This is a genomic window from Trebonia sp., assembly GCF_049794275.1.
GTDB lineage: Bacteria > Actinomycetota > Actinomycetes > Streptosporangiales > Streptosporangiaceae > Trebonia.
On record NZ_JBARCR010000222.1, the window covers coordinates 1 to 10596 of the forward strand.

Below are 10596 nucleotides of genomic sequence, written 5' to 3' on the forward strand. Positions count from 1 at the left end.
GCCGATGGCAAGGCCCACCACGAGCTCGGCGACGGCTTTGCCCGGGCCAGTCGCGTGCGCATGCTCGGCGGTCTGCGCGCCGGCCAGCGCGACCAGGACGAACGGCGTGGCGATCCCGTCGTTGAGGCCGCTCTCGACGTTGATCAGCCGCCGGATCCGGGCCGGAACCGCCGGGTTGACTATCATGCCCGCGCCCAGGGCCGCATCGGTGGGCGCCAGCGCGGCGCCCACCAGCAGGGCGAGCCAGATGCTCATGCCGCCGAACAGGGCCAGCGCCAGCAGCGTGCCCAGGCCGATCGTCAGCGGCAGCCCGATCCCGAGCAGCCGGCCGTACAGGCCCGCATCGGCTCTCAGCTCCCGCAGCCCCACCCGCGACGCGTCCGAAAACAGCACCAGCACCAGGGTCGCCTCCGCCAGGCCCTTGACCAGCTCAGGTGCCGGGGTGACGCTCAGCACGGCCAGCGGCCCGTGGGTCAGCAGCACGCCAGCCAGGACGAAGATGATCGGCGCGGTCACATCGAACCGCTCCAGCCGCGACGACAGCGTTCCCCACGCGAACACCAGCGCCGCCATGATCGCCAGATCCGACTCGCTCATCGCCTCACCCCCCGCATCTCCTCACCCGTCCACAGCACCGGCCCGGGGCCGTATGTCGTGCATCAGCGGCTGCCCGGCAAACCGGCACGCCCGCAGCGGTATGTGGTGGAGCACATCCAGGTCCTTCCCTCCAGTGAACATGTGCACGCCGCTTCACAGACCCCAGTCCCGTTCGGCCATCGGGGATGATGACTTGCCGGGACGTGCCGGGCAAGCTAGCCCCATGGGTTTGGAAGGTTTGAGCGGTCTGGTGAACCGGATCATCGCGTGGGCGGACCGCCTGCAGCGCGAGCATGGTGTGCTGGGATTTCCCTATGCGGTGGTGAAGAAGTACGGCGACGATGAGGGCGGGCGGCAGGCGGCGCTGATCACCTACTACGGTTTCCTGAGCATCTTCCCGCTGCTGCTGCTCGGGGTGGCGGTGCTGTCACGGGTGCTGGCAGATCACCCAGACCTGCGGCAGCGGCTGATCACCGAGATCGTGCCGCAGGCGCTGCGATCCACGGTCGAGCAGTCGCTGGCTGCCTTGCCAACGTCGACGATCCCGTTCATCGCCGGCCTGATCGGTTTGCTGCTGTCCGGAACGGGTGTCGTGTTCTCCGCCTACCAGACGCTGAACCATGTCGCCGCGGTCCCGTACCGCCACCGGGCCAGTTTCTTCTCACGGTATCTCCGCGTGTTCGTGGTGCTGGCGATGCTGCTGCTAGGAGCGCTGGCAACCGGGGCGCTCACGGTGGTGGCCGCTGGGATCACGCCCGAGCGGGCCGGAGTGCAGCGGGCGGCCGCGGTGCTCGGGTCGGCGCTGGTCGTCTTCGCGGTGCTGCTGTTTGGTGCCAAGTTGCTGCTGGCGCGGCCCGCGCCGATTCGGGCGCTGTGGCCGGGAGCCGTCTTGGGCGCGGCGGCGGTGACGGTGGTGCTCAACGCCGGAGCGCCGCTGCTGGCCAGGCTGGTGGCCAAGGCCGGACCCGTCTACGGCAGCTTCGCCACCGTGGCGGGCATGTTCGCCCTGCTGTACCTAGTCGGTCAGGCGCTGGTGTACGCGGCCGAAGTCGCCGCCGTCCGCTATGCCCGGCTGTGGCCACGCGCCCTGGACCTGAACCGTCCCACCACAGTGGATGGCCGCGCGCTGGGCCTGCTGGCCCGCGAGCAGGAACGTATCCCCGCCGCCCGCGTCGAGTTCCACCTCGCAGCACCGGACTCGCCGCCGGTAGCCAGCGGTTCCCCGCCAGCCAACGATGGTCCGCAGTAACGCCATCACACGGCCGGGCGGAGAAACGGGCCCGTTCGGGATGAAAAGGGACCTCAGCCGGCCGATCGGCTCAGCCGGCGGGCGGGAGCGACGGGCCCTGCAGCAGCGCGCCACCGTCGATCGGGTAGACGCCGCCGGTCATGAAGCTCCCCGCCGGGGATGCCAGCAGCAGTGCCAGGCCGCGGATCTCTGCCGGGTCGCCCATCCGGCCGAGCGGGATCACCGAATTCCAGCGGGCCTCGGCCTCCGGCGGCATCGGGCCGCCGCCGCCCAGGTTGGTCTTGAACGGGCCCGGCGCGATCGCGTTCACTCGCACGTTCCAGCGCGCCAGGTCGTGCGCGGCCTGCTTGGTGAAGTTGACGACGCCGGCCTTGGCGATCGCGTAGGAGTACGGGGTGAACGGGTCGTTGCGCAGGCCCGCCGTCGACGCCGTCGTGATGATCGAGCCCGAGCGCTGCCGCTTCATGTGCCTCGCCGCCGCCTGCACGGTGTAGACCACACCGTGCAGGTTGACGTCGATGAGCGCGTTGTAGTCGGTCATCGACATGTCGTCCAGCCAGCCTTCCGGCAGCAGCGGCGGGCGGCCGCGTGCCACGCCCGCGTTGGCGAAGGCGATGTCGATGCTCTTGTACTCGGCGACGATCGAGTCCACGCACGCGCGGACCGCCGGCGCGTCGGTGACGTCCAGCGGATAGCCGGCGACGCGGCCGCGGGAGGACAGGCCGCGCAGTTCCTTCTCCAGCCGCTCGCCGTTCCAGTCCGCGACGATCACGGTCGCGCCGCAGTCCGCGAGGATCGACGCGAACGCGTAGCCAAGCCCGGACGCGCCGCCGGTGACCAGCGCAACCTGATCGCGCACGTCGAACAGGTCCTCGAGGACGCCCATCAGGCGGTCCGCCGCCTCTTGAAGATGCGGTCACGGTTCACCTTCGGAATCGTGATCGCCACGACCAGCGCCGCACCGTAGAAGATCTGCTGGATGTAGCTCTGCGCGCCGAGCAGTTCGAGTCCCGCCGTACCCGTCGCGAGGAAGTAGACCGCGACCAGGGCGCCGAGCGCGTTGATGCGGCCGGGCTTGATCGCGGTCGCCCCGAGGAAGACCGCCGCGTAGGCCGGGAGGATCAGGGCGCTGCCCGCCGTAGGGTCGACCGTGCCGTTGGTGGCCGCGTACGCGATCCCCGCGATGCCGGCGATGGCCGCGCCGATGATGAAGGCCCAGGAGCGCTGGCGGTTGACCCGCACGCCGGTCAGCCGCGCCACCTCGCGCGACTGGCCGATCACGAGAGCCTTCTGCCCGACAGGCGTGAAGCTGAGCACGTACCAGACGACGAGGAAGATGGCCAGGCCGTAGTAGAACTCGAGCGGAATCGACAGGAACTCGTTCGAGAAGACCCAGTTCGACAGGCTCGTCGAGACGATGCCGACGCTGTTGTTCCCGGAGACGATGTAGATGATGCCCTGCACGATCGTCATCGTGCCGAGCGTCACGATGAACGGGTCGTTGTCGAAATACACGACGAAGAACACGTTGAACAAGCCGACGATGACCGCCGCGCCGATCCCCGCCAGGCAGGCGAGCAGCACGTTCGTCCCGTGCTGCACGTTGAGCACGGCCAGGACCATCGCGGACAGGCCCAGCGAGGAGCCCAGCGAAAGGTCGACGAAGTCGCCCATGATCGTCGGCAGCAGCACCGCCATCACGAGGATGAACAGCACCGCCTGGGAACCGAGGATGTTGGAGAGGTTGCCGATCGAAAGGAAGGTCGACGGTATGTCCACCCCGAACGCCACGATCATGGCGACGAGCACGATCACGATCGCGTAGCGCTCGAGTCCCAGGCGCCGGATCGCCGACGGCCGGTCCCGCTCCGCGGACCTCTCGTCGCGGCCGCCGGTTTCGACGGGAGCGGGTGCTCCCGGTGAGGCGCTCATCTGACCTCCCTGATCTGCCGCAGCGCGGCTGCGGTGATTGCGTCGTCGCTTAGTTCTTCGCCGGCCAGCGTCTCGGTCGTCCGGCCTTCCGACAGGATGATCACCCGGTCGCAGACCTCGGCGAGCTCACCGAAGTCCGTCGTCACCCACAGCACCGACGTCTGATTCAGGGTGGCGGCTGATTTCACGAACCGGTAGATGTCCCGCCTGGCGCCGACGTCGACACCCTGCGTCGGCTCGTGCAGCAGCAGCAGCCGCGGCCCGGCGATCAGCCACTTCGCGAGCAGCGCCTTCTGCTGGTTGCCGCCGGAGAACGTCGCGGTGACGGCGTGCGTCCGCGGCGGCCGGATCTCGAACCGCTGGACGGCTTCGCGGGCGAGCTCCACGAGCTCGCCGCGGTGGAAGACACCGCCCCGGTAGTGCTCGTCTTCCACGAGCATGACGATGTTCTCCCACAGGGTGAGTCGTTCGGCAAGCCCCAGCAGCTGGCGGTCCGCGGGGACGAGGGCGATGCGCTGCCGCACGCTGCGCTGCGGGCTGAGCGCGGTGATGTCGAGTTTCTCTGACCCGAGGCGCAGCGTGCCGCTGAGGGCCGGGTGCGCGCCGAACAGCAGGTACGGCAGGTCCTCGGCGCCCGAGCCGATGAGGCCGGCCACCCCGAGGATCTCCCCGGCGCCGATCTCGAACGACAGGTCCTTCAGCCGCCCGTCGCTCAGGTGCTCGACCGCGACGTGCTGGCCAGGCCCCGGCCCCGGCGTGTCTTCCGCGCCTGCGGGCCCGGCGGGGGCCAGCGTCACCTCGACGGGGCGCGCCTCGTCCGCGGCGGCGCTCCCGCCCTGCCGCGCCGACGTGCCGACGATGAGGTCGACCAGCGCCTGTTCCTCGATCTCGTCCGCGGGCACCTCGGCGACGACCCGCCCGTCCCTGAGCACGACGACGCGGTCGGCGATGGAGCGGACCGCGACCAGGTCGTGCGAGATGAACAGCACGGCCGCGCCCTCAGCCTTGACGGTGCGGATGAGGTCGAAAAGCTGCTCGACGTCCTCTTCCGGCAGGAACACGGTCGGCTCGTCGAGGACGAGTACCGAGTGCTTGTAGCCGCTGCGCGTGCGGTACCTGTTGAGGTCTTCGGCGGCGCGGACGATCGCGAGCCGCGCCTGATCGACCGGCGGCAGCTCGCCGGTGCGCTGGTCGAGGTTGAGCCGGACGCCGTAACGGTCGAGCACGGCCGCGGCGGTCCGCTTCTCGCCGTGCCAGTTGATCGGCGCCCACGCCGCCCGCGCGCCGGCGGCAACTCGCTGACCGAGGGTCAGGTTCTCCAGGACGGTCAGACCTGGCGCCAGCGCCAGGTTCTGGTAGACGAAGCTGAGCCCGATCTGGCTCGCCTGGCCGGGCGCCAAGGGCAGCGGCACCTCGTCACCGCTCACGAACAGGCGGCCGCCTGGCTCCGGCACATGGACCCCGGACAGGATCTTCACCAGCGTCGACTTGCCCGAGCCGTTCTGCCCGACGAGCCCCACCACCTCGCCGTCGCCGATGCTGAGGTCCACGTGGTCCAGCGCCCGGTTGCTGCCGAAATCCTTGGAGATGTCGCGCAGCTCGACCGCTGGGGGAGCCGGTGCCTCCACCTACGTCTCCTTTTCCGCTCGTTGGCTTCCGCTCGTTGGCGATGTCCACTGAGCAGGGCAGCAGCCCGGTGCGGAATCACCCGCCCGGGCCACTGCCCGCCTGCCTAACCGGTGTGTCAGGGCTTGCCGGTCATCGCGCCGTTCAGCGTTGACGCGGCGTGCAGCGCGCTGCCTGTCAGGGCCGGCAGCCCCAGCAGTGCGCGGAAGCCGTTGACCCACTGATCTCCGAAGCCGCCGGTGGCGAGGACGCTGTCGGCGTTATCCGGGGTGATCATCAGGTCCGGGCCGATGGCCTGGGCGTACGGGATGGGAGCCAGCTTCTCCAGCCCGCGGGCGGCCTGCAGGAACAGCAGGTAGCCCGTCCACGGCGGGGACTCGCTGACATCGCTCTGGATGACGTCCTTGCCAGGACTGACGGTCTGCAGCTGGACGAACGGCGTGCCGCCGCCGAAGGCCAGGTACGTCTTCACGCCGGTACGGTGCGCGGCCTGGATGCCCGCGAGCACGTAGGTCAGCTCACCCGCGTAGTCGGGGAACAGGACGCTGACGTTGGGGTGCTGCAGCAGCTGGGAAGTCACGGTGCTGGCGACCTGCGTCTGCCACTGGGGCACCTCGACGTTCACCGCGGACAGCGTGCACTTCGGGCAGTCCTTCGCCAGCTCGGCCTGGATCGCGTCCTCTTCGATCACCGTGGCGGGCCCGGTCGCGGTCGACGTGATCGCGATGGCGTTGAACGGCTGGCCGTTGTGCTGCTCGATCGCCTGCTCGGTCGCCAGCTTGGCGTCGAGCGCGTAGGGGTCATCGGTGTTGTAGGTGGTGTTGGCCCGCTGGTCCATGTCCGGGGTTCCGCCGTAGGTACCCACGACGATGCCGGCCTTCTGGGCCTGGGCGATCGCGGGCGCGCTGGTCGACGGGTCCATCGCGCACCCCATGATGATCGCCGCGTATCCCTGGTGGATCGCGTCCTCGATCGCGGTGTTGTGCTCGGCCGTCGTGCCCGTGTTGTTGAAGATCGTCGGCACCATGCCAGAGGCCTTGGCGATGTTCGAGGCGGCCTGCGCGATCTCCTCGCACGCGGCCAGCGCGCTGACGCCAGGGATGATCATGATCTTCTTCCCGGCCAGGTTCGCGATGCTGGGGATCTTGCCGCCGTAGGTGCTCCCGTAATCGCTGAAGCTCGGCGTCGCCGCGGCCTTGGCGACGTCGGCCTGCAGCGCGGCCACGTTCGCGCTGCTCGCGCTACCTGATGGCGCCGCGCTCGAACCAGCGGTGGAAGTGGAACTTGAGCTGCTTGACGAGCACGCGGCGAGCAGCACTGCCGCACCCGCCGCCAGTACCCCGAAAGCGATACGGACGGTCCGGGGGTTCCGTCTGCCTTTCCTGAAGCGTTTCATACGTCCTCGCATATATGTCATGTCATACAGGGGTCTGATGGGACCACGCGCCGAAGGTACAGAGTCGATCTCGCCCCGCGAGCATGTCAACAGCCTGGCCTGCGAGTTCACGTATCGCTTCGATCACTATCGCCACCCAGCAGTTCCCGCCCGGCAATCTTGTCGCCCCAGCACATAGTTATCCGCCTGCCGGACGTGACGTGCCTGGTGTGGCCGCGATGCTGTGCCCGAGCACAGCTCAGTGCCATCGACGCTGATCACAGCGCATATTGTCAACAAGTTGGGCCGAATCTAGGCTGACCTCATGCCAGAAGACATCATCCTGGAGCGCGGGCGGCCGGCTTCCGATGCCGAGCTCGCCAGGCGGGCGGACTGGATCCGGCTGCAGACGATCGACCTGATCGCGCAGGCGGGGCTCGGCCACTATTCCTCCACCTTTTCCTCCGCGGAGATCGTCGCGACGCTGTACTACCACGTGCTGCGGCTGCGCCCCGACGAGCCGCGCTGGGCCAACCGGGACAGGTTCCTGCTCGGCAAGGGCCACGTGGCGACCGGGCTCTGGCCCGTCCTCGCCGACCTCGGCTTCTACGACAAGACGCTGCTCAAGCAGTTCGGCAAGGTCGGCTCGCCGCTCAACGACCACCCGAACATGAAGCTCGCTCCCGGCATCGACTTCTCCTCCGGCTCCCTCGGGCACAACCTCAGCGTCGGCACCGGGATGGCGCTGGCCGGACGGCTGTCCGGCCGGGACTACCGGACGTTCGTGCTGACCGGCGACGGCGAGCTGCAGGAAGGGCAGGTGTGGGAGGCCGCGATGGCCGCGTCGCACTACAAGCTGGGCAACCTGGTCGCCATCGTGGACGCCAACGGGTTCTCCGGGTCCGGCCCGACCTCGCTGGCGATGAACATCGAACCGCTCGGCAAGCGGTTCGAGGCCTTCGGCTGGCGGGTCCAGGAGATTAACGGGCACGACATGGCCACCCTCAAGAAGACGTTCGACGAACTGCCTGACGCGGCGACAAGCGAGCAGCCGACGGCGGTCATCGCCAGGACGCGCAAGGGGCACGGCGTCGAGTTCATGGAGAAGCAGCCGCAGGCCTGGCACCTCGGCCTGCTCAACCCCGAGCAGTACGCCGACGTGGTCGCGGAGATCACCGCGCGGATGGAACTAACGGGGGCCGGCGCCGGCGCCGAAGGGAGCGCGCAGTGAGCCAGTCGCCCGAGCCGACCGAGAAGAAGATGGTCGACGTCTTCTCCGACACCGACAGGGACACCGCGCTCAAGGCCAACCCGTCCGGCTACGCGGTCACCGAGATCGCCGCCGGCGACGACCGCGTGCTGACCATGACCGCGGACCTGTCCAACACGCTGGCGGAGTTCCGCGAGGCGTTCCCCGACAGGTACATCGAGCTGGGCATCGCGGAGACCAACTCCGTCTCCGTCGCCGCCGGCCTCGCGGCCTGCGGGTACGTGCCGTACATCTTCTCCATGTCGCCGTTCGGCATGCTGAAAACGGCCGAGCAGTGGCGCACCGACGCCGACTACAACCACCTGCCGGTCCGGCTCGTCGGGCGGCTGTCCGGCCTGGCCATGGGCTACTTCGGCACCAGCCACTACGCCGTCGAGGACATCGCGATCGCGCGGACCTTCGCCAACACCACCGTGGTCTCCCCCGCCGACCAGAACGCGGTGCTCGCGCTGATGCGGTCCACCGCCACCGTAGCGGGCCCGGTCTACATCAGGATCGCCGAGGCGGTCGACCCGGTCTACGACACAGTGCCGGACATCCCGCGCGGCACCTGGCCCCGGCTGCGGGAGGGCGGCGACCTCACCCTCGCCGCGCACGGCATGGGGGTCGGCCTGGCCGTCCAGGCCGCGGAGGTCCTGGCGTCCGAACACGGGATCAGCGCCGACGTCTACGACGGCGGCTACCTCAAGCCGTTCGACGAGGCCGCGATCGTCGACACCGCCGCCAGGACGGGCAAGGTGCTCACGATCGAGGACCACACCGTGAACGGCGGCATCGGCGCCATCGTCGCGGAGACCGTCGCGCGGCACAAGATCGTCGCGGACCTCGCGCAGTGCGCGCTGCCGGACGTGGACCTGGAGGTGGGCGTGCCCGCCGAGTTGTATGAGTACTACGGGCTGACGGTGGCCGGCGTGGTCGCCAGGGCCCTGGAACTCGCGAAGGGATAGAAGGGATAACCGCATGCCAGAACCGCTACTCGATCCCACAGGAGACAGTGACCGCAGCACCAACACCACGCTGGCGGCCCGGCCCCAGGCGCTGAAGGGCCTGGTCGTCGGCCTGCTCGACAACTCCAAGCCGAACGGTGCCGTCATTCTCCGTGCCGTCGGCCGCGAGCTCCAGGAGAAGTACGGCGTCCGGGAGATCCGGATGTTCCAGAAGGGCTACTTCGGCACGCCCGTCGAGGAGTCCGTCGTCCAGCAGATGCTGCACAACTGCGACTTCGCGGTCGCCGCGATCGGTGATTGAGGCTCGTGCAGCGCGGCCAGTTTGGCCGATGGGATCGTGCTGGAGCGGGCTGGCATCCCCGCTGTCAGCCTGTGCACGGATGCCTTCCGCATCACCGCCGAGGCGATGGCGAACCAGATGGGGTTCCCCGGCTACCAGTACGTGGCCGTGCCGCACCCGATCGCCAGCCGCACAGAGAAGGAGATCGACGAGATGGCGCGCGACGCGCTGCCTGACATTCTCCGGGTGCTCGGCGCCGGACTGACGTACCTGGGGGTGGCGCCGGCGTGACAGACATCGACGCCGCCGAGGCCCGCCGGGCGATCGACTACTACTACGACCATGGCTGGACCGACGGGCTGCCCGTCGTCCCAGTGACCGAGTCCTACCTCGCGGAGTTCCTGGCCACGACCGGCCGCGACCCTGACGAGGTGCTCATCCCCATGCCGCACCTCAACAAGAACCTCACCGTCCGGCTGGCCGCGATCAACGCCGCGCTGGCCGGCTGCCTGCCGGAGTACTTCCCCGTCGTGCTGGCCGCGTGGGACTCGTTCCTGCGCGACGGCATGGTCACCAGGTCGATCTGGCAGTCCACGACCGGGACCGCCCCGTTCGTCGTGGTCTACGGGCCGGCCAGGCAGCGGCTCGGGCTGAACTCCCGCGGCAACGTGTGGGGATCAGGGTTCCGCGCCAACGCGACGATCGGCCGGGCGATCAGGCTCGGCGCGATCAACGGCCTCGGCCTCAAGCCGCACGTGTTCGACCAGGCCACCCAGGGCACGCCCGCCAAGTACTCCTGCTGCATCGCGGAGAACGAGGAGGACTCCCCCTGGCCGAGCCTGGCCGCGGACAACGACATCGGCCCGGGCGACAGCGCGGTCTCCGCGACCGTCATCCGCTCGGTGCTGCACATCGAGGCCAGGCACACCACCGCTCCCGAGCAGCTCGCGGCGGACTTCGCCGACTCGCTGTGCCGCACCGGCGCGCTGGTGCGGGCCAGGGCCAGCGGTTACGTCGTGCTGAACCCGGAACACGCCCGGCTCTTCGACAAGCACGGCTGGTCCAAGGCCGACGTGCGGGCCGCCATCGCGGACCAGGGCTGGCGCACCTACCGCGACCTCGCGAGCGCCGGCAAGGAGGCTGTCGCGGGCGGCACCGGCTGGCGGCTGCCCGCCGACCACCCGGACGCCCGGCCGCAGGAGACGCCGGAGGACCAGAACACCCCGGTCCAGCTGATCACGTCCGTCGACGCGGTGCAGATCGTGGTGGCCGGCGCCCCCAACGCCGGCGTGTCCTCGATCGTCGAGACGTTCGGCCCGT

At 69.4% G+C, this 10596-nt stretch carries 9 protein-coding genes and 1 pseudogene; 5 read left to right on the forward strand and 5 right to left on the reverse strand.

Annotated elements, in window-relative coordinates; genetic code table 11:
- A partial coding sequence (locus tag WA805_RS06415) for a cation:proton antiporter (protein ID WP_425241874.1) occupies positions 1-597 on the reverse strand: 597 nt, incomplete at its 3' end.
- Between the two features lie 223 nt (positions 598-820).
- Here WA805_RS06415 and WA805_RS06420 point away from each other — a divergent pair.
- A complete protein-coding gene (locus WA805_RS06420; protein ID WP_425241875.1) occupies positions 821-1846 on the forward strand; it encodes a YihY/virulence factor BrkB family protein in 1026 nt (341 codons plus the stop codon).
- 70 nt (positions 1847-1916) lie between these two features.
- Here WA805_RS06420 and WA805_RS06425 read toward each other — a convergent pair whose 3' ends face one another.
- The 4 genes from WA805_RS06425 to WA805_RS06440 form a co-directional block, all read right to left on the reverse strand.
- Entirely contained in the window at positions 1917-2732 is an 816-nt protein-coding gene (locus tag WA805_RS06425) for an SDR family NAD(P)-dependent oxidoreductase (RefSeq protein ID WP_425241876.1), read from the reverse strand.
- Positions 2732-3778: an ABC transporter permease gene (locus WA805_RS06430; protein WP_422281714.1), complete on the reverse strand. Its 1047-nt coding sequence runs from the start codon at positions 3776-3778 to the stop codon at positions 2732-2734. Before WA805_RS06430 ends, WA805_RS06425 begins: the two co-directional genes overlap by 1 nt.
- A complete protein-coding gene (locus WA805_RS06435; RefSeq protein ID WP_425241877.1) occupies positions 3775-5406 on the reverse strand; it encodes a sugar ABC transporter ATP-binding protein in 1632 nt (543 codons plus the stop codon). The genes WA805_RS06430 and WA805_RS06435 overlap by 4 nt, the downstream gene beginning before the upstream one ends.
- A 116-nt stretch (positions 5407-5522) precedes the next feature.
- Positions 5523-6629 carry a sugar ABC transporter substrate-binding protein gene (locus WA805_RS06440; RefSeq protein ID WP_424562658.1) on the reverse strand — a complete coding sequence of 369 codons (1107 nt, stop codon included), beginning with the start codon at positions 6627-6629 and terminating at the stop codon, positions 5523-5525.
- A gap of 475 nt (positions 6630-7104) precedes the next feature.
- Here WA805_RS06440 and WA805_RS06445 point away from each other — a divergent pair, with 475 nt between their 5' ends.
- The 4 genes and pseudogenes from WA805_RS06445 to WA805_RS06460 all read left to right on the forward strand — a co-directional run.
- Positions 7105-8010, forward strand: a complete 906-nt coding sequence (locus tag WA805_RS06445; RefSeq protein WP_422339061.1) for a transketolase — start codon at positions 7105-7107, stop codon at positions 8008-8010.
- Positions 8007-8996: a transketolase family protein gene (locus WA805_RS06450; RefSeq protein WP_422277751.1), complete on the forward strand. Its 990-nt coding sequence runs from the start codon at positions 8007-8009 to the stop codon at positions 8994-8996. The genes WA805_RS06445 and WA805_RS06450 overlap by 4 nt, the downstream gene beginning before the upstream one ends.
- A gap of 13 nt (positions 8997-9009) precedes the next feature.
- Positions 9010-9567 carry a UGSC family (seleno)protein gene (locus WA805_RS06455; RefSeq protein ID WP_422277753.1) on the forward strand — a complete coding sequence of 186 codons (558 nt, stop codon included), beginning with the start codon at positions 9010-9012 and terminating at the stop codon, positions 9565-9567.
- Positions 9564-10596 (forward strand): annotated as a pseudogene (locus WA805_RS06460) (hypothetical protein); the annotation flags it as partial. The gene WA805_RS06455 and the pseudogene WA805_RS06460, both read left to right, overlap by 4 nt.

Bases quoted from the DNA above. Each gene is read 5' to 3' on its own strand.
- WA805_RS06420 (WP_425241875.1), top strand. From the start codon at position 821: ATGGGTTTGGAAGGTTTGAGCGGTCTGGTGAACCGGATCATCGCGTGG.
- WA805_RS06425 (WP_425241876.1), bottom strand. From the start codon at position 2,732: ATGGGCGTCCTCGAGGACCTGTTCGACGTGCGCGATCAGGTTGCGCTG.
- WA805_RS06430 (WP_422281714.1), bottom strand. From the start codon at position 3,778: ATGAGCGCCTCACCGGGAGCACCCGCTCCCGTCGAAACCGGCGGCCGC.
- WA805_RS06445 (WP_422339061.1), top strand. From the start codon at position 7,105: ATGCCAGAAGACATCATCCTGGAGCGCGGGCGGCCGGCTTCCGATGCC.